The sequence below is a fragment of the Pseudomonas sp. BF-B-30 genome, assembly GCF_019956305.1.
Taxonomy (GTDB): Bacteria; Pseudomonadota; Gammaproteobacteria; order Pseudomonadales; family Pseudomonadaceae; genus Aquipseudomonas; species Aquipseudomonas jessenii.
In genome coordinates, this window is record NZ_JAHBDG010000041.1 from 17877 (window position 1) to 36861 (window position 18985).

Here is an 18985-nt window from a genome sequence, read left to right on the forward strand (position 1 = left end):
CCTCACAAAAGGAAGCCGAGCGCGCTCAGGCTGTCGGTGGAGTTGATCAGGCGCACCACTTTTCGCTCCAGGGTCGGCACGCCGTCGGTGAAGCGGATACGGTGGTTCAGGTCGGCCACGAACGGCGTGTGCACGCCGCGCTTGTAGGCGTACAGCAGCTGCGCCGAATTGACTTCGACGATATCGCCGGCCGCTTCCACCAGGCGGAAACGCGAGATCGTGCGGATGGTTTTAGCCGCGTCCACCGCCGACGGCGAGTAGCCGGCGGTCAGGCGTTCGATGCGCAGGTCACGCATGCGCGCATCGTCGTAGGCGTAGTTGAGGGTCGCTTCGAAATCTTCGGTGTCCGGGTCGATCGGCACGATGTACTTGCCGCTTGCGCTCCACAGGGTCGCCCATTCGGCGTAGTTCTTGTGGTCGAGCAGTTCGGCTTCGCGCCAGATGAACTCGATGGCCTGGGCCAAGGGACCTGCAAAACCGTTCAGGGTGTCGTGATTGCTCATTGGCTCATCATCCTTTTCCACATGTCGTAGGCACCGCGCATGCCGCCTTCGTCGGTGGCGTGGCTGACCTTGTCGCCGTTTTCAGCGGTGATTTCGCGGTTCAGGCCGCGGTTGACCAGGATTGGCGCATCGACGCCCGCGTACGAGCCGCGCTGCACGCGGTCCCAGGCTTCGGCGTCGTCAGGGCTGCCGAAACCGAACGGGCCCTGGAAGTGTTCGTGGATGCGCATGCGTTCGCGGTTGGCGATTTCCGGGCCGCCGTCCATGCCGAGGGCCACGTGGCGGATCTCGGTTTCGGTGACCGACACCGGGCGCAGCACGCGGAAGAACGACATCGACATCGCCACGTTGGGGAACAGGTTCAGGTTGAAACCGGCGCCGTGCAGCGAGCGCACGATACGACGGACCTGATCGGCCGGCAGGGTCTTCGACAGTTCTTCGGTCACATGGGCGAAGCGCTCCTGCAACTGTTCGGTGCCGTCGTCGTGATCGAGATCGACGTGCTCCGGCACCATCACCATCACGCTGTGGCCGTTGCCCAGGGAGTGGGTCACGGCTTGTTCGTCGGTCATGAACGAGAGCATTTCCGAAGTTTCTTCATCCACCGACGACATGAACGACTTGTGCACGATCGGGAAGTGATAGCCGTCGGTGGTGTTTTCCAACTGGATCTTCCAGTTGCCCTTGAAGCTGAACTTGTGTTCGCCCTGGGTCTTGATCGGGTAGCCGGCGCCCTGCTTCATGAACAGGTCCATCCAGTGTTTGGCGCCGCCGAGGAAGTCTTCCAGCGGTTCGATCTCGTCGTTGTAGCTGGCGAACACCATGCCAGCGTAGCTCTCGACGCGCAGGCTGGTCAGTGGCAATTCTGACTTTTCCAGAATGCCTTCGTAGCCGTCCGGATACGGCAGCGCACGCAGCTTGCCGTCCAGGCCATAGGACCAGCTGTGATACGGGCAGGTGAAACCGGTGGCGTTGCCCTTGTGCTTCTCGCACACAGTGGCGCCACGGTGCCGGCAACGGTTTTCCAGCACGTTGATGTTGTTCTTCTTGTCGCGCACCACAATCACCGGGCGGCGGCCGATGGTGGCGGTCTTGAAGTCGCCGCTATTGCGCACTTCGCTTTCGTGGGCAACCCACACCCAGGTGCGGTAGAAAATCTTTTCCAGCTCGGCTTCGAACAGCGCCGGGTCGTTGTACAGCGAGACGTCGACGCGGTCGTGCCGGACCAGGTCTTCGGGGCTTTTCGACGTTGCGATCAGCTGATATTCATGAGTGCTCATGCGGTTCTCCTCATGGCTTCTTTTTATGATTGAGTGGTAGAGGCTTGCAGCTGCGCACCAAAGGCGCAGACCAGTTCGTCCTGACCTTTGCGGCCAACGATTTGCAGGCCGACTTTCAGCCCGCCGCAATCGAGTTCCACCGGCACCGTCAGCGCGGGGTGACCACTGAGGTTGAAAGGCCGCACCAGCGGGGTCATGCCGGCAACGGCTTTGCTGCCGGCGCGGGCTTCGCTGAGGGTTGGCGGCAAGGTTGGCAGTGTCGGCAACAGCAATACGGCGAAGTCTTCCAGCGCTGCATCCACCTGTTGGGTGAACCGCGTGCGCACGGATTCGGCCTGGGCCAGTTCTTCGCGCGTGGTGCGGCTGGCCGCCAGCAAGCGTGTTTCCACGTCGGCGCCGATCAGGCCCTTGCCGGTCAGGTGGCCGAACGCCGCCCAGTTTTCGAAATTGATCACGGTCAGGCCGGCGGCAAACGCTGCTTCGAATTCGCTCAGGTGCAGGTTGCTGCGACGCCATCCGGCGCGGTCGGCGGCTGCACCCAGGCTGGCTTGCAGGTGCGAATCACAGGCCACCTCGAGAAAGCCGACCCTGGCGCCGTCGCCTGGCAGCCCTTGAGCGGTAAAGCCCGGGCAGATCACCTGCATCGCGGCGATCAGGTCGTCCATGCTTTTGGCGAACGGCCCGACGCAATCGAGGCTCGATTCCAGTGGATGCGCACCGACACGGCTGACGCGACCATAAGTCGGCTTGAGCCCGGCAATCCCGCAGCACGCTGCCGGCACCCGCACCGAACCACCGGTGTCGGTGCCGATGGCGACGTCCGCCAGGCCTGCCGCGACCGCCGAAGCCGAACCGCTGGACGAGCCGCCAGGCACACGGTCCGGCGCTTGCGGATTGATCGGAGTGCCGGTCCAGTCGTTGATGCCGGTCACGCCGAACGCCAGTTCATGCAGGTTGGTCTTGCCGACGATCTGCCAGCCAGCATCGAGGATCGCATCGACCACCTCGGCGTTTTGCGTCGCCGCTGGTGCATCGGCGAACGCACGGCTGCCTGAGCGGGTCGGATGGCCGGCGATGTCGATGGAGTCCTTGATGGCGACGCGCTTGCCGTTGCCACCGAGGAGGAATTCGCTGATGAAAGTACTCATGCGCTCAGCTCCGAATTGAACAAGCGTTGCGTGCGGAAATGCGCGATCAGCCAGACGCCGTCGACACAACGGAAATCGATGTTCAGGCGCGTGCCGAACAACTCATTGCGGCCATCGGCGTAGGTCGAGATCTGCTGCATGATCCACTGCCCCTGCGCCGCCTTGCCGTCGACCACGATCGACTCGCTGGTGAGGTAATGCAGGTTCAGCTTGAAGTGGTCGGACGGCGGCAGATAACCGCCGACAAACGCCGCCACCGCCTCACGTCCACGGTGTTGACCGAAGGTCTGCGCGGTCTGGGTGCCGAGGCCTTCCCAGACCGCATCCTCGGTGAACAACTGCGCCAACTGGCACAGATGAATCGCCGCCCGCGGCACATCGCACAGGTCCATGTAGCGCGCCATCAAGCGACGCACTGCGCTTTCCCCTTCGAGCGTCGCCAGACGCTGCAGCAAGGCCTCGTTCATGGCTTACACCTTGGCCGCGTCAGGAATGGTCAGAGGACGACCGATGCGCGCTTCGATCTTGGCGTAGCGCCACAGGCTGTATTGGCCAACCGGTGTGGTGCGGAACAGGTTGCAGGCGTCGATCACCGACTGGTGGCAGTCGACGTCGGCCATGATGTACACGGTCCAGGGCGAGGTGGTCGACGGACCGACCATCAAGCGGTCATCGTCCATCGCGCCGAGCACGGTGATGCCGGGCATCGCGCCGAGGTCGCCCATCATCTGGCTGAAGCCTTTCCACACGCTCAGGCCTTCGCCGGTGGGCAGGTCGAAAAAGTTCTGGGTGATGCCGATGCAGAAGACGACGCGCAATGGCTCTTGGGCGGTTTGCGACATGGGTGCGATTCCTTGAAAAAGTAATGGGGATTCAGATGTAGCCCGGGAACGGCGGAACGCCGAGGAACACCGAGCCGGCGCCGTCGTACAGGCCTTCGCTGAGGAAGGCGTGCTGGGTCACCACCATCGAGTCGCGCAGATAGCGTTGCAGCGGATGGCGCAGGTAAATGGCGGTGGTGCCGGCCAGGCTGTAGGCGCTCTGCACCACCTCGGCACCGGCCTGGGACACATGAATGGCCGACAGGCGCAACAGGCTGGTCTGCTCCGGCGTGACCGGGTTGCCGGCCAGGATCGAGTTCCACACCTGCTCGGTGGCGTTGTAGAAGAAACCGCGCGCGGCGCTGAGCTTGGCTTCAGCCTTGGCGATCTCGATGCGCACGTAAGCGCGGTCGGACAATTTCGGCGCGCCGGTGATGCCGCTACCACCCGCCATGCGGCTGATTTCGTCCAGCGCGGCACGGGCCAGTCCGAGGTTGACCACTGCCAGCACTTGCGCGGCGTAGGCGATCGATGGATAGCGGAACAGCGGCTCGTCGATGGTCGAGGCACCGCCGCGGATGAACGTCCAGCGCTCGTCAACGCGTTTATCGGTCACCCGCAGGTCATGGCTGCCGGTGCCTTTGAGGCCGACCACTTCCCAGTTCTCGACGATGTCTACCTGCTCCGGGCGGAACACAGCGGTGCGCGGCTTGCCGCCAGCGGCGCCGATGCCGACACCAAGCAGGTCCGCGCCTTTGCAGCCGCTGGCGAATTTCCAGGTGCCGTTGACCTGATAGCCGCCTTCTACGGCCTCGGCCGGTTGCAAGGGGAACAGGCCGCCAGCGAACACCAGGTCAGGGCTTTCGGCGTAGAGTTCAGCGAGGGTTTCCCGCGGCAAGGCTGCCAGGTAGACACCGGCGCTGCCGAAGCTGGCCACCCATCCCGCCGAACCGTCGGCTTCGGAGATGCGTTCGATCATTTGCAGGAACAGGTGCGGTGCCAGGGCGTCGCCACCGAAGCATTTCGGCGTGGCGGCACGGTAGATGCCCACTTGTTTGAAGCGCTCGATCATGTCCCGTGGCACGTGGGAGCCAGTGTCGAATTCTTCGCGGCGCCGGCGCACTTCATCCAGTACCTGCGCAAAGGCCTGGCTGTCGACGACATTCTCGTCAACGCCGATCGATGCGTCTTGTTGCGCAACCGCTGAACGCAGCATGGGCATTCTCCGTTTTGTTTATTGTTAGTGGGGTGACACGCATGCCCCGTTGTAGGAGCGAGCCTGCTCGCGATGGTCGTCAACGATGATGCTGGAAACCTGGCACCCCGTGGCGCTCTCAGGTTCATCGCGAGCAGGCTCGCTCCTACAGGGAATCGGTGCGGTCACCCTTGCATTGCGGTCCAGTGTAAAAACCGCATCCGGCCGCCACTATTGGTGCGTGCAGCCCCCTCGCTAAAGAAAACCCCTAGACCCACACCGGTAACCTCTGAGCGCATCCCGCTGTGCGAGCAGGTATAAAACGCCATACTGCAAATCTCTGCCGCCAGGGGCCGTGCGATGTACCAGCCAAAACCGAACGACTTTTATGCGCTGATCGAAGCCATGCCGCTGTGCATCATTCTTCATGACGCGCACACCAAGGAAATTCTCTGGGCCAACGCCGCTGCCCTGGCGGCGTTGGGCTTTACCCTGGAAGAACTGACGCCGCTGAAGGCCTCCGACATGACCCGCGATGCGCCGAAATACCGGCGCTCCATAGGTTTGCGCTGGCTTGAGCGGGCCGCGCGCACCGGGCAACGGACCATCGAGTGGTGCTATCGCTCCAAGCAAGGGGTGGAGATTCTTTCCGAGGCGGTGGCGACCCTGGTGCACCTGGACGGTCGCGATGTGTTGATGGTGCAGTTCCGTGACATTTCCAAAGAGGACAAGGTCAAGCGCGACCTCAAGCGTTTCGAGAGCCGGCTCAAGGCCTTCATGCAGGACCTGGCCGAAGGTGTGGCGGTGCTCGGCCCCGAGGGCGATATAGGTTTTATCAGCGACTCCGGCGCGCACCTGCTCGACAGCGAAGTGCACCAGCTGATGGGCGAGAACTTCCTGGCCTGGTGCGACGACGCTTCGCGTCAGCGCTTGTTGCAACAGTTCGCCCATGAAACGCCGGAGCACACGCCGTTCAACGTGCACTACAAGGTGCAGCGCCGGGACGGCGAATGGCGCTGGCATGACGCAACCTGCCGCTACATCGAGATCGAGGACGATCTGGTCGGCCATCTGCTGCTGTTCCGCGACGTGACCGAGCAGGTGCAGGCCGAAGAGGCGCGGCGAGTCAGCGAGCAGAAGCTCGAGTACCTGGCGCGCTACAACGCCATGGGCGAAATGGCCGTGGCCATCGCCCACGAGCTGAGCCAGCCATTGGCGGCGACCCGCAACTTTATTGAAGGCGCAGTGATTCGCCTGGGCAACGCGGGGGAAACCGATCAAGGCGTCGCCTGGGGCTTGCAGAGCGCCGTGCGGCAAATCGAGCATGCCTCGGTGATCATCAAGAGCGTGCGCGATTACGTGGTCAAGCTGGAGCAGACTGAAGAGCTGGTCGACCTTAATGAGCTGCTGCGCGAAACCCGCTACTTCATCAGCCTGCGGGCCGATCCGAGCCTGGTGCGCGTGGAAGTAGTCACCGCGCCGGAACCGCTGCGGGTGAGTTGCGAGAAGGTGCTGATCGGCCAGGTGATCCTCAACCTGGCCTTCAACGCCATTGAAGAAATGGCCGACCTGCCGACTGAACGACGCCTGTTGCGTATCCACGCCAGTCGCGAGAACGATGTGGCCCTGGTGCGCATCGAAGACTGCGGTCGCGGCATCCAGGCCCAGGCGCAGGAGAAGCTGTTCGACGGCTTTTTCTCGTCCAAGGTCAGTGGCAATGGCATCGGCCTGGCGCTGTGCAAGAACATCATCGGCCGCCACCGTGGCGATATCTGGGCGCAAAACCTGGAGCCGTGCGGCGCGGTGTTTACCTTCTCCCTTCCCCTCGCCAATCCCGCCTGACCTGCACCACTACTGTGGTCTGACATACACAAATCCTGTGGCGAGGGGGCTTGCCCCCGTTCGGTTGCACAGCAGCCGCAAAACCTGCTGGCACGGTGTGACTGGCAAATGCTGGGGCCGCTTCGCGACCCAACGGGGGCAAGCCCCCTCGCCACAAATGCAGCTTCGCCCTTCCCACCTCTGACGCCAGTCAAACCCCCGCCTTATCAGATTGTGCAGCCAGTTTCATGACACTGGCACAGACACACAAACACTTGGCAGGCAGGGCAATTCTCCCGATCTCGGGGCACGGCAGAATCAAAGGGTAAAAATCTGCCAAAGCACCCGCGATCCGCGTTACCAACAATTCAGGAAGTTCCCCTTATGCGAACAAACAGGATCTCCGTACAGTCAGCGCTAGGCCTGAGCCTGCTTGTACTCGGTTTGAACAGTGCCCACGCGGACCTGCCCGCCGGTACGATTGGGCAGACCGTTCTGGCGTTTCCACCCGAAGCTCACCGCGCGTTTGTCATCGACGTCGAGTTCGACAGCTTTGTGGCTGGCCGCGTGACTGTGGTCGACCCGGACCAGAAGCGCATCCTCGGCATGGTACCGACCGGTTTTGCCGCGCCGTCGACCCTCAGTCACGACAAAAAAACCATCTACAGCGCGGACATCTGGTATTCCCGGGGCACCCGTGGCACCCGCACCGACGTGCTCACCGCCTGGGACAGCTCGACCCTGTCTCCGGCCTGGGAAGTGCTGATTCCGAACAAGCGCGCCGAATCGCTGACCCAGCGTTATGCGCTCAAGCCGAGCGGCGACGACAAGTTCGTCTACGTCTACAACTTCACCCCGTCGACTTCGGTGACCGTGGTCGATACCCAGACCAAGGCGGTTGCCACGGAAATCGCCATCCCCGGTTGCGTGCTCAACTACCCGGTCGGTAACCGCCGCTTCGCCTCGCTGTGCGGCGACGGCAGCCTGCAAGTGGTGACCCTCAACGATCAGGGCCAGGAAACCGCGCGCAGCCGCACGCCGTTCTTTGATCCGAACGCGGAAAAACTGGTAGAGCGCGCCGTCAACGTCGGCGACACCTACTACTTCACCACCACGACCGGCACCGTGCGCCCGGTGGATTTCGCCGGTGATGCGCCGAAGGTCCTGCCTTCCTGGTCGCTGGTTTCCGACGAAGACAAGAAGGCCGGCTGGGCGCCGGGTGGCTGGCAGATGATGGCCGTGGCGCCGAAGCTGGACCGCCTGTACGTGCTGATGCACGACGCCCACGAACCGATGAAGTGGGAAGACCCGAGCCCGCTGATCTGGGCGTTTGACCTCAAGACCCACAAGAAGGTGGCGACTCTGGAAGCCCCGGTTCCGGTGTGGAGCATGCAGGCAACCGGCGACGACAAGCCGTTGTTGCTCGGCACCGACGTGGAAGGCGGTTTGCAGATTTTCGATCTGAAGACCAACAAGCTCACCGGCAGCATGCCGAAAGTCGCCAAAACCGCGACTCAGGTCCTGAGCTACTAAGAGGTTCGGCCATGCACACAGATCCGATCTTCATCATTGCCAGCGCCATCGCCATCGCGGTGTTGCTGGCCAGCGCCGCGACCCACAAGTTGCGCGCGCCGGCCCGCTTCGCCCGGCAACTGGCGGACTATCAACTGCTGCCCGAGGCGCTGGTGCGCCCGACGGCACGGTGGGTGCCGCTGTTGGAACTGGCCATTGCCTTTGCCCTGCTGGTACCGGTCAGCCGTGGTTACGCCGCGTTGAGCGCCGCCAGCCTGTTGGCCCTGTACGCCGCCGCCATCGGCATCAACCTGTGGCGCGGTCGCGCGGACATCGACTGCGGTTGCGCCGGTCCCGACCAGGCACAGCCGCTGCGTCCGGTGCTGCTGGCACGTAACAGCGCACTGATAGCGCTGGCGCTGGCGGCCAGCGTGGCGCCGGTTACCCGCGACCTCAACCTGTTCGATGGGTTCGTGACCCTGGCTGCCGCCGCGGTTGCGCTGCTCATCTACGCCGCCGCCGATGGGCTGCTGGCGAACTCCCCTCTTCTGCTCAAATTGATTGGTAGGTAATCGAAATGGAAGGCTTGATTGTTTCCAACGTTCTGCTCTGGGTGCTGCTGGTGGCTGTGGCGTTTGTCGTCATGGGCCTGGTGCGGCAGATTGGCGTATTGCACGGTCGCCTGGCCCCGGCTGGCGCGCTGATGGTCGACAAAGGGGTGGCGGTCAACGAGCCCGCGCCGCAAGTCACCGCCAGCGACCGTCACGGTCGCCCGGTGAACTTCGGTTACGCCGGCGAGAAATCGCAACTGCTGTTCTTCCTCTCGCCGACCTGCCCGATCTGCAAGTCGCTGCTGCCGGCGATCAAATCCATCGCCAAGGAGCAGGCCGATCGTCTTGACGTGGTGTTCGTCAGCGATGGCGACATGGACGCCCAACAAGCGCTGATCCGCGAACACAAACTCGAAGACGCCACCTATGTGGTCGGCCCGGAAGTGGGCATGACCTACCAGATCGGCAAGCTGCCGTACGCCGCGCTGATCGACAAGGCCGGCACCCTGCGCGCCAAAGGCCTGGTCAACTCCCGCGAGCACCTGGACAGCCTGTTCGAAGTCGAGCATTTGAAGCACGCCACGTTGCAGCAATACCTCAATGCCCAACCGCACACCCACGATCACGACCACAGCCACGGCCATAGCCACTGATAAGGCAGGGAGACCTTTATGAAACTGCTGGATCTGTTGTTTGAGCGTTCGTCCCGCCGTGTCGCCGACACCACTTCGCGCCGCAAGCTGCTGGCACGCATGGGTTCGCTAATGGTGGCCGGTGCCGCCCTGCCACTGTTGCTGCCGCTGGACCGCACCAGCAAGGCCCTGGCCGCGGAGCCTGCGCAGGCCGGCGACCCGGGCGATCCGAATACCTGCGACTACTGGCGCTACTGCTCCATCGACGGCTTTCTGTGCAGCTGCTGCGGTGGGTCGGTGACGTCCTGCCCACCGGGCACCGAAGCCTCGCAAGTGACCTGGATCGGCACCTGCCGCAACCCGGCCGACGGCAAGGACTACATCATTTCGTACAACGACTGCTGCGGTAAGCAAAGCTGCGCCCAGTGCGCCTGTACCCGTAACGACAGTGAAGAACCGGCCTACCGCCCGTTCAACAACAACGATGTGAACTGGTGCCTGGCCGCCAAATCGCACATCTACCACTGCACCGTTTCGGTCATCCGCGGCGTCGCCGTTTAAAGAACGCGCTTTGCGCCGGTTGCTCGCGCAATCGGCGCTTTTTTTCTGTGGCTGCTTTTCTTTTTTTTACTGCTTTGAGTGTGTACCTGTAGGAGCGAGCTTGCTCGCGAAGAACTCAAGGGCGACGCGTTAAACCAGATAGCCCGCGTTATCGTTGACGTCCTTCGCGAGCAAGCTCGCTCCTACAACAGGTGCCAAACCGGTCATCAGCGGAGTTGGATTACATGCGTAGTTTGATATTGCTCGGTCTCGTCTGCGCCCTGAGCGCCCCGCTCGCTTTCGCCCGGGCCATTCCCGACCCGGCGCAGAGCCATGCGCCGGGCAACGAAGACGTTCAAACCCCGATTGCCCAGGCCGGTTACAGCGTCGGCGTGAACTACCAGCTGCAATGCGCCGGTTGCCACCTGGGCGACGGCACGGGTTCGGCCGCCAACGACACGCCACGGATGAAAGGTTTCGTCGGTAACTTCCTGAAAGTGCCCGGTGGCCGCGAATTCCTCGTGCGAGTGCCGGGCATGTCGCAGTCAGCGCTGAACAACGCACAACTGGCGGACTTGCTCAACTGGCTGTTGCGCGAAGACGGCATGGCGGGTAGCAGCATGCCGGCCGATTATCAGCCTTACACCGCCGAAGAAGTCATGACATTGCGCGCCAAGACCATGCTCAACCTGCCCGGCACCCGTGGTGAGTTGATCAAGGCCATGCGTGCCCAAGGCCTCGCGATCGATGACGGGATGAATTACTGAGAACATTTGCCCCGCCCCGCTTCAACATCAACCGCCCGGACGATGGACGCGTTGACGGCAAGTAAGTAACGTAACCGGTGCTGTTTTCGAACCTGGAAAATCGAAAAGGGAGTTTGCATCGTGACCGAAGAGACAAAAACCAAAGGACCGGCTTCGTACTTCCCATCCATTGAAAAAAAGTACGGGCAGCCGATCAGCCATTGGCTGGACCTGCTCAAGTCTGTAAGCGACAAGAAACACATGGAGATGGTGGCCTGGCTCAAAACCGAACACGGAATGGGTCATGGTCACGCCAATGCGCTGGTTGCCTATCATCTGGCAGCCACCAAAAGCGCCTAGCGACGGGTCCATCCTTTGCTGTGCTATCGGTGGTGCCGGGTAAAACCGGCTCCACCGTAAGTCTTCTGTTGCCCTATTCTTTCATCCAACCCATCACGCCGGACATCGACCATGTCAGCCCCCGAATCCATCCTCCTCGACAGCTGGCACCACAACGCCCGGGCCTGGATCGACGCCATTCGCAGCGGCACCATCGAAAGCCGCCTCAAGGTCACCGACCAGGCCATCCTGCTGGCGGTGCTGGGTCGCCAGCCCGAGCGTGTGCTCGACCTGGGTTGCGGTGAAGGCTGGTTGTTGCGTGCGCTGGCAGACCGGGCCATCGATGCGGTCGGTGTGGATGGCGATGCGACGCTGGTGGAGGCGGCGCGGACGGCGGGCACTGCGCGGGTGCATTTGGCGAGCTATGAACAACTGGCTGAAGCGAAAGTCGACATCGGCCGCGACTACAACCTGATCTGCGCCAACTTCGCCCTGCTGCATCAGGACATCATCCCCCTGCTCGCTGCCATGAACACCCTGCTCGCCCCGGGTGGCGCGCTGCTGATCCAGACACTGCACCCGTGGGCGGCTGCGGCGGGCGACTACCAGGATGGCTGGCGGGAAGAGACCTTCTCTGGCTTCAAGGGGCAGTGGCAGCCCATGCCATGGTATTTCCGCACCCTGTCCAGTTGGCTGAATGCACTGGACATGGCCGGCTTTGCATTGGCCGGCCTGCAGGAGCCACAGCACCCGCAAAGCCCCGTGCCGCAGTCATTGCTGTTGGTGGCCGAGCCACGGCGCTGAGTGGCTTTAATATCGCACACGGTTCCTACCCCGCCGAACATCCCTGTGGGAGAGGGCTTGCCCGCGAAGAGGCCGGCACATTCAACATCGATTTCGCCTGACATTCCGCCATCGCGAGCAAGCCCGCTCCCACAGTAGATTTCTGTTGAGCACAAATCTTGTATTCACCCGGAATCCCTGTGGGAGCGAGCTTGCTCGCGATGAGGCCATCACAGCCAGCATCCCTGCCGCCTGACACGCCGCCATCGCGAGCAAGCCCGCTCCCACAGTGGATTTCTGTTGAGCACAAATCTTGTATTCACCCGGAATCCCCGTGGGAGCGAGCTTGCTCGCGATGAGGCCGTCACAGCCAAATCCCTGCCGCCTGACACGCAGCCATCGCGAGCAAGCTCGCTCCCACAGTGGATTTCTGTTGAGCACAAATCTTGTATTCACCCGGAATCCCTGTGGGAGCGAGCTTGCTCGCGATGAGGCCATCACAGCCAAATCCCTGCCGCCTGACACGCCGCCATCGCGAGCAGGCTCGCTCCCACAGGTTTTGCGGTGAAGGGTCACACCGAGTCGAGCAGTTCGCGATGGGGTTTCCCGTTACCGCAGCAGATCACCCGATTACGCCCGGTGGTCTTGGCTTCGTACAACGCATGATCGGCATCATTGAGCCAAAGCATCGCGTCGGCATGGGCCGGGTTGAATGACGCCAGGCCAATGCTCAGGCTGACTTTCAGCGCCGGGTTCTGCTCGTAGCCCAAGATGGCGAAGCGAGCGCGCAGGGCATCCATGATGGCGGCGGCGCGGTTCAGGGGCAGGTCCGGAAGGATCACGCAGAACTCGTCGCCGCCGTAGCGCCCTGCCACATCGGTCGTTCGCAGGTTCTGCTTGAGCATTTTGCTCAACTGACGCAAGACGATGTCGCCGGCAACATGGCCGTAGGTGTCGTTGATGGCTTTGAAATGGTCGATGTCGATCAGGGCGATCGCTCCGCCTTTTTGCTGGCTGTTGCAACGCTGGAACTCGATCTCCAGTTGGTCCTTCCAGGTGCCATGGTTCAGCAGGCCTGTCAGGCTGTCGGTGCGGCTCAGTGCCAGCAGTTCACGCTTCTGACAGCCCAGAGTATGGGCCTGGCGGAAGCAGATCCAGCCCAGCGCCAGCGGATACAGGCACAGCAACGGCAAACAGGCATAGAGCTGCACCGCGCTGGTGGCAGGAATGAACGCCGGGGCGAAAATCAGCAGGCCAACGCCCACGCCCAGGATTTGCGCGGCTGTCCCGGCCAGCAGAAAACGCGAGCCGCCTATGGCCACGTTGTTCATGGCCATCATGGAAATGGTGGTCGCGCTGGGCAGTGGATTGAATTGCATCGCAGCAATCCAGAAGCCGCCGAGAAAGGCATCGATCAGCAGATTGCGGTGTTCGGCATGATAGGGCGTCTTGGCCCGCCGCGCCCATTGGTAAGCAAGGTGCGGCCAGACCAGGCCATTGAACCACATGAAGCCCCAGACCCAAGGTGCAGGATCGAGTGGATACATTGCCGCGCTCACGCACACCAGCCCCAGGGCCAACCCCAGGATCCGCGACGTATAGAGCCTCCTGGCCAATGAAGATCCCTTTCCTCCCGCTTTTGCCATAGGACCTCTTTGCCACTCCACGGAATGCGATTACAGCCTGTGCCTATGCGCTGGAGTCTATCAGGGCGACATTAAATAGCCATCACCGACTAACGGGCTGAAAATCGCGACATCAGGCTCACATAAAAGCAAAAGCCTCACCCCATAAACAGCTATACATGAAGGAAGGGGTTGATCAATGACCATAAGAGGAGGCCCATGCAGACCTTTCAAGTATTGATCATCGGCAGCGGGTTTGGCGGCCAATGTGCAGCAATCAATTTGCTCAAGGCCGACATCGACGATTTTCGCCTGCTGGAGCGGCGTGATTTCTTCGGCGGCACCTGGTGCCAGAACACCTACCCCGGCGCGGCAGTCGACGTGCCCTCGCCGCTGTACTCCCTGTCTTTTGCTCCGTATCGCTGGACGCAAATGTTCGCCGAACAGGCCGAACTGCACCGTTACACCCGCCACGTGGTGGAGCACTTCGGCCTGCGGGACAAAGTGGAACTGGGCGCCAATGTCGAGCGCGTCGAATGGGACGACACCCACAAACGCTGGACGGTGTACACCGCCGGCAAAGGCACGTTTTGCGCGCAGTTCCTGATCAACGCGACCGGGCCACTGAGTCAACCGGTTGTTCCGCGCTTCGACGGACAGGAGCGTTTTCAAGGTAAAGCGTTTCACACCAACAACTGGGATCATCACTACGACTACCGGCAAAAACGCGTGGCCATCGTCGGCAGCGGCGCCAGTGCGGCCCAGGTCATTCCGGCCATCGCCCCGGACGTCGGGCACTTGCATGTATTCCAGCGCACGCCCCACTGGGTCCTGCCCCGGGCTGACCGCAGCTTTGGCCGTTTCCAGCGCTGGCTGCTGGGGTTCAAGCCGGCCTACAAGCTGCTGCGCTGGGGGATCTACTGGCAATTCGAAACCCGGGTGATTGCCTTCAAGTATTCGAAACCGGCGGTGCACATGGTCCAGCGCCAGGCTCTGCGTTTTCTCAAACGCCAGGTGCCGGATGCCGAACTGCGGCGCCAACTGACGCCGGACTACACCATCGGCTGCAAACGGGTGATTCTGTCAAGCACGCTGTACCCGGCACTGGTGCGCGACAACGTGACGCTGCACAGCCGCGAGCAAGGCATCGCGTCCATCGACGAGACCGGTATCGTTACACTGGACGGCCAGCACATCGACCTGGACCTGATCGTCTGGTCCACTGGCTACGATGCCACCGACGGGGTGATTTCCTACCCGGTAACGGGCAAAAAAGGCACCCGTCTCAAGGAGGTCTGGGCGCAGTACCCACGGGCCTACCTCGGCACCGCCCTGCCCGACTTTCCCAACCTGTTCATCGTTACCGGACCGAACACCGGGATCGGCCACACCTCGGCGCTGTTCATCATCGAATCCCAGATGAATTACATCCTCGATTGCATTCGCACCTTGAAGACTCAAGGTTTACGCAGCATCGAAGTTCGCCATGAGGCGGAACGTACCTACACTGAAATGATCCACCGGGAAATGGAACGCACCGTGTGGAAATCCGGTGGTTGCCACAGTTGGTATCAAAGCAAGAGCGGTCATGTGATTGCCATGTTTCCGGGATTCAGCTTCAGCTTTCATCGCTTGACCCGAGCGCTGAAACCCGCCGATCACATTTTGTCCTGAGCAGATAGAAGGGAGACGCGTGATGCTTTTGTTGTTCGTCGTTCTCGCAGTGTTCGTTGCCTGGAGCTGGCTGACCTACCCGGCCATCGGCTACTGGCTCTATGACTTGAGCATGGCGGCCGAGGCCAAGTTGTACCGGCTGCACAAGATCGTCGTGCCCATCCCCGAAATGACCGTCTCGACCTGGCAAGGCGGGCCGTACGAAGCCACCAGCAGTGTGCTGATGCTCCATGGCTTCAGCGCCGACAAAAACCTCTGGCTGCGTTTCGCCCGGCACTTTGTCGGCAGCCATCGGGTGATCATCCCGGACATCGCCGGCCATGGCGAAACCGGCTTCAAGGCGGGCGGCGGCTACGACATCCCGCTGCAGGCCAAACGCATGATCCAGCTGCTGGACGTTTGCGGGGTGGAGAAAGTCCATGTCATCGGTAACTCCATGGGCGGCTACATGGCGGCGTGGCTCGCGGCCACTTACCCGGAACGCATTGTGTCCGTGGCCCTGGTCGACCCGGCCGGGGTCACCGCCCCCGAGCCCAGTGACCTTGAGCGGCATTTGGCCAAGGGCCACAACCCGTTTCTGATTCATTCGCGCGAAGAATTCCGGCGTTTCTACGCCATGACCATGGCTTCGCCACCCTGGGTACCGAAGCTGGTGCTCGATGCCGTCGCCCAGCGCTATGAACAGTCCCGCGAAGAACTGGAGGAAATCTTCCGCGAATTCCGTGCCAGCCCGCCGATGGAACCGCACCTGCCCGACATCACCGCCCCGGCGTTGTTGCTGTGGGGGCGCAAGGACCGGCTGATCGACGTCAGCAGCGTGGCGGTCTGGAGCAAGGGCATCGCCGACCTGCGCGTGCATATCTGGGACGCCATCGGGCACATGCCCATGGTGGAAGCGCCATACGGTTCGGCGCGCCTGTATCGCGAGTTTTTGGCATCGCTGCGCTCGGAGAGCCCACAGGATCAACGACTGCATTAGGGGGGCGTTCTCAATTAGTTTCCCCACCGCGTTGTCGCCTTAAAGCTGGCCAGGCAAGGCGTAGGCCGCGGGGAATGGTTGTTCCCTTTCCAAGGCCTGCAACGCAGCATGGCCAGCTTTAAGGCACAACCCGAAGGGCCGGGTCTGCTGTTGTGCAGGGCTGTGTTGCTCGAAGCTGATTTGGAATGACCAAACTGCGCTTCTCGCGCCTTGCCCTGCACAACAGCAGACCCGGCGCGGTAGGGAAACTAATTGAGAACGCCCCCTAGCAGTCCTTAGCAGAATGAAGTTCGTCAGAAACTTCGTTTGTCGGCGTCGCTGAAGGCTGCGATCTTTCGTCCATCCTTTACGTCACCGCGCCAGGAATCCTGTTCATGAACCACCCGAACTTCGTCAGCCCTGACCTGATCCGCCAACGCTTCTCCAAAGCGATGTCCGACATGTACCGCGAGGAAGTGCCGTTGTACGGCGCGTTGATGGAACTGGTGGAACAGACTAACCGTCACGTGCTGGACAACGATGCGAAAATCCTGCGGCAGCTCACCAGTACCGGCGAAATCGAACGCCTGGACCTGGAACGTCATGGGGCGATTCGCGTTGGTACGGCCGATGAACTGGCGACCCTCGCCCGCCTGTTCGCGGTGATGGGCATGCAACCGGTGGGTTACTACGACCTGACACCGGCCGGCGTGCCGGTGCATTCCACGGCGTTTCGCGCGGTGCATGAAGCGTCGTTGCAGGTCAGCCCGTTCCGGGTGTTCACGTCGCTGTTGCGCCTGGAATTGATCGAAGACCTGGAGCTGCGAGCGTTCGCCCAGTCGATGCTCGACCAGCGTTCGATCTTCACCCCCACGGCCCTCACGCTTATCGAGCGCGCCGAATCCCGGGGTGGCCTGACCGAGCAGCAAGCCCTGGACTTCGTCGAGCAGGCGCTGGAAACGTTTCGCTGGCACCACAGCGCCACCGTCACCGCCGAACAGTATCAACAGCTCAGCGCCCAGCATCGTCTGATCGCCGACGTGGTGGCGTTCAAGGGCCCGCACATCAACCACCTGACACCACGGACCCTGGACATCGACATCGTCCAGGCGCAGATGCCGGCCCATGGCATCACCCCCAAGGCGGTGATCGAAGGCCCGCCTCGCCGCCAGTGCCCGATCCTGCTGCGCCAGACCAGCTTCAAGGCCCTGGACGAGCCGATTGCCTTCACCGATCAAAGCGAGGCTCGCGGCAGCCACAGTGCCCGGTTCGGTGAGATCGAACAACGCGGTGCCGCCCTCACGCCCAAAGGCCGCGCACTCTACGACCGTTTGCTCAATGCCGCGCGAGACGAACTCAAGGACTTCCCCAACGAAGCCAACGCTGCGCGCTATAACGCCCTGATGGAGCAGCATTTCAGCGAGTTCCCTGACACCTGGGAAGGCATGCGCCAACAGGGCCTGGCTTACTTCCGCTACTTCGTGACGGAAAAGGGCCTGGCGGCGGGCGACCTGAAAAACGCGCCCCTGGAAGACCTGCTCAGCGACGGTTACCTGCGGGTAGAACCCCTGGTGTACGAAGACTTCCTGCCCGTCAGCGCGGCGGGGATTTTTCAGTCAAACCTGGGGGACGCGGCGCAAACCCGTTACGGCGCCCATGCCAACCAGCAAGCGTTCGAACAGGCCCTGGGGCGTTCGACGATCGATGAGCTGGAACTGTACGCCGAGAGCCAGCGGCGTTCGATCGAACAGTGTTTCGCCGAGTTGGCCGATGTTGCGTCAAGTCAATAAAAAACATGATTGAATGATTTGTCACAACTCAATAAAAACGGGCGACCTACAGGTCGCCCGTTTTTTTATATCCGAAACGTTCTATACAGCAAATAAAGTGTTCGCCCAGTGCAATGGCCTCGGCAATCCATGCACTGGTAAAGAGCCCTGACACTGGGCGAACGGAACGTATTTTAGTAGAAGCGGATTAATATGTCCGTACGCAAAAATGAAATTTATCGACATAATGTTTAACAAAATGTCGATTTAAATACTATGAAACACGGCGTCTAAAACTCACCAGCTCGACCATTACGAGCTGATTATTCCTATACAAAATTTGCACAAAAACAATCGGCCCGTATAACGCCAATACTCAATATTAGTGCTTGCTGGTCACCGTCAATATGTCGGTATAAACCACGTTGACGCTTTGTCCGACTTTCAAGTCCTTGAGTTTGGCCTGGACTTCAGGTCGTTTGACGTCGACGGTCTTGGACTTGCCTTCCGGGTTTTCGAAGGTCACCTGGTTTTTCTTCAGGTCAATGCTGGTGATTTTCAGCTGCACTTTCACCTGACGGTAAGCTTCGCCGCCGGGGTTGGGGCTACCTGGCGCTGTGCGCATTTCGCCGGTGGCTTCGGCGGTGCCGGGCAGGCCTTTGTCGACATCGGTGTCGAGGAAGGCTGCAACGGCGCTGGTAACCCTGATTTCCACCGTATCGCCAACCTTGAGGTTGTCGAGGTTTTTCGCCTTGTCGGTCAACTGCACAGGGAACTCATTACCCTGCGGGCCTTTAAGGACCACGGAATGGTTCGCGGTATCTACCGAAACGACTTTGGTGGTGACCTGGTCAACCACCACAACTTCGGACAACGGGAGTTCGGCGGCAACCGCGCCAAAACTGGCGACAGACAGCAAGGTTGCGAGGGTGATGGCTTTGCTCAGTGCGTGGCGTTTCATAGGCAGAACATTCCCTGTGATAGATGGCAACAGACGGCGTTGAAACCGGGCTCAACGCCATGTGTGCGAGTGAGCATAGACGCTGTTCAGCGAGTGGTCGCGCCGCAGCGGTGATTTTCCTGACACG

Annotated in this window: 19 protein-coding genes; 11 read left to right on the forward strand and 8 right to left on the reverse strand. The window is 61.4% G+C overall.

Annotated elements, in window-relative coordinates; genetic code table 11:
- Positions 1-2: 2 nt before the first annotated feature.
- Genes KGB29_RS20170 through KGB29_RS20195 form a run of 6 tightly spaced genes read right to left on the reverse strand, consistent with a single transcriptional unit; the run spans position 3 to position 4968 of the window.
- A complete protein-coding gene (locus KGB29_RS20170) occupies positions 3-503 on the reverse strand; it encodes an aromatic-ring-hydroxylating dioxygenase subunit beta (RefSeq protein WP_150815060.1) in 501 nt (166 codons plus the stop codon).
- Entirely contained in the window at positions 500-1783 is a 1284-nt protein-coding gene (locus tag KGB29_RS20175) for an aromatic ring-hydroxylating oxygenase subunit alpha (protein WP_150815059.1), read from the reverse strand. Before KGB29_RS20175 ends, KGB29_RS20170 begins: the two co-directional genes overlap by 4 nt.
- Before the next feature lie 23 nt (positions 1784-1806).
- Positions 1807-2931 (reverse strand): amidase, encoded by a 1125-nt coding sequence (locus tag KGB29_RS20180; protein WP_150815058.1) that lies wholly within the window; start codon positions 2929-2931, stop codon positions 1807-1809.
- Positions 2928-3398 carry a nuclear transport factor 2 family protein gene (locus tag KGB29_RS20185; protein WP_150815057.1) on the reverse strand — a complete coding sequence of 157 codons (471 nt, stop codon included), beginning with the start codon at positions 3396-3398 and terminating at the stop codon, positions 2928-2930. Before KGB29_RS20185 ends, KGB29_RS20180 begins: the two co-directional genes overlap by 4 nt.
- Before the next feature lie 3 nt (positions 3399-3401).
- Entirely contained in the window at positions 3402-3773 is a 372-nt protein-coding gene (locus tag KGB29_RS20190; RefSeq protein ID WP_150815056.1) for a hypothetical protein, read from the reverse strand.
- A 31-nt stretch (positions 3774-3804) separates the two neighbouring features.
- Positions 3805-4968, reverse strand: a complete 1164-nt coding sequence (locus KGB29_RS20195; protein WP_102672312.1) for an acyl-CoA dehydrogenase family protein — start codon at positions 4966-4968, stop codon at positions 3805-3807.
- Positions 4969-5307: 339 nt separating this feature from the next.
- Between KGB29_RS20195 and KGB29_RS20205 the strand changes: the two genes are divergently transcribed.
- From KGB29_RS20205 to KGB29_RS20240, 8 genes are all read left to right on the forward strand, one after another.
- The gene (locus KGB29_RS20205) at positions 5308-6789 is read left to right on the forward strand and encodes a sensor histidine kinase (RefSeq protein WP_218544065.1); all 1482 of its coding nucleotides are present in this window, start codon (positions 5308-5310) and stop codon (positions 6787-6789) included.
- A 363-nt stretch (positions 6790-7152) separates the two neighbouring features.
- The gene (locus KGB29_RS20210; protein WP_057715416.1) at positions 7153-8301 is read left to right on the forward strand and encodes an amine dehydrogenase large subunit; all 1149 of its coding nucleotides are present in this window, start codon (positions 7153-7155) and stop codon (positions 8299-8301) included.
- 11 nt (positions 8302-8312) lie between these two features.
- Positions 8313-8852: a MauE/DoxX family redox-associated membrane protein gene (locus KGB29_RS20215; RefSeq protein WP_150815353.1), complete on the forward strand. Its 540-nt coding sequence runs from the start codon at positions 8313-8315 to the stop codon at positions 8850-8852.
- A gap of 5 nt (positions 8853-8857) precedes the next feature.
- Positions 8858-9484: a methylamine dehydrogenase accessory protein MauD gene (gene mauD / locus KGB29_RS20220; protein WP_150815354.1), complete on the forward strand. Its 627-nt coding sequence runs from the start codon at positions 8858-8860 to the stop codon at positions 9482-9484.
- A gap of 18 nt (positions 9485-9502) precedes the next feature.
- A complete protein-coding gene (locus tag KGB29_RS20225) occupies positions 9503-10024 on the forward strand; it encodes a methylamine dehydrogenase light chain (protein ID WP_150815355.1) in 522 nt (173 codons plus the stop codon).
- A gap of 224 nt (positions 10025-10248) precedes the next feature.
- Complete coding sequence (locus KGB29_RS20230) at positions 10249-10770, forward strand: cytochrome C (protein WP_150815140.1); 522 nt, start codon at positions 10249-10251, stop codon at positions 10768-10770.
- Positions 10771-10890: 120 nt separating this feature from the next.
- Positions 10891-11109, forward strand: coding sequence for a DUF4287 domain-containing protein (locus KGB29_RS20235; protein WP_057715420.1), 219 nt, complete (start codon positions 10891-10893; stop codon positions 11107-11109).
- A gap of 111 nt (positions 11110-11220) precedes the next feature.
- Positions 11221-11892, forward strand: a complete 672-nt coding sequence (locus tag KGB29_RS20240; RefSeq protein WP_150815139.1) for a class I SAM-dependent methyltransferase — start codon at positions 11221-11223, stop codon at positions 11890-11892.
- A gap of 551 nt (positions 11893-12443) precedes the next feature.
- Here the strand turns inward: KGB29_RS20240 and KGB29_RS20245 are convergent.
- On the reverse strand, positions 12444-13517 hold the full coding sequence (locus KGB29_RS20245; protein ID WP_150815138.1) for a diguanylate cyclase: 1074 nt from the start codon (positions 13515-13517) through the stop codon (positions 12444-12446).
- Positions 13518-13715: 198 nt separating this feature from the next.
- On the opposite strand from KGB29_RS20245, the gene KGB29_RS20250 reads away from it, so the two are divergent.
- The 3 genes from KGB29_RS20250 (at position 13716) to KGB29_RS20260 (ending at position 17918) form a co-directional block, all read left to right on the forward strand.
- Positions 13716-15170, forward strand: coding sequence for a flavin-containing monooxygenase (locus tag KGB29_RS20250; RefSeq protein ID WP_150815137.1), 1455 nt, complete (start codon positions 13716-13718; stop codon positions 15168-15170).
- 22 nt (positions 15171-15192) lie between these two features.
- Complete coding sequence (locus KGB29_RS20255) at positions 15193-16149, forward strand: alpha/beta fold hydrolase (protein ID WP_090456361.1); 957 nt, start codon at positions 15193-15195, stop codon at positions 16147-16149.
- Positions 16150-16523: 374 nt separating this feature from the next.
- Positions 16524-17918, forward strand: a complete 1395-nt coding sequence (locus tag KGB29_RS20260) for a VOC family protein (RefSeq protein WP_150815136.1) — start codon at positions 16524-16526, stop codon at positions 17916-17918.
- Positions 17919-18279: 361 nt separating this feature from the next.
- Here the strand turns inward: KGB29_RS20260 and KGB29_RS20265 are convergent, their stop codons facing one another.
- A complete protein-coding gene (locus tag KGB29_RS20265; RefSeq protein WP_218544064.1) occupies positions 18280-18858 on the reverse strand; it encodes a hypothetical protein in 579 nt (192 codons plus the stop codon).
- Positions 18859-18985 lie beyond the last annotated feature (127 nt).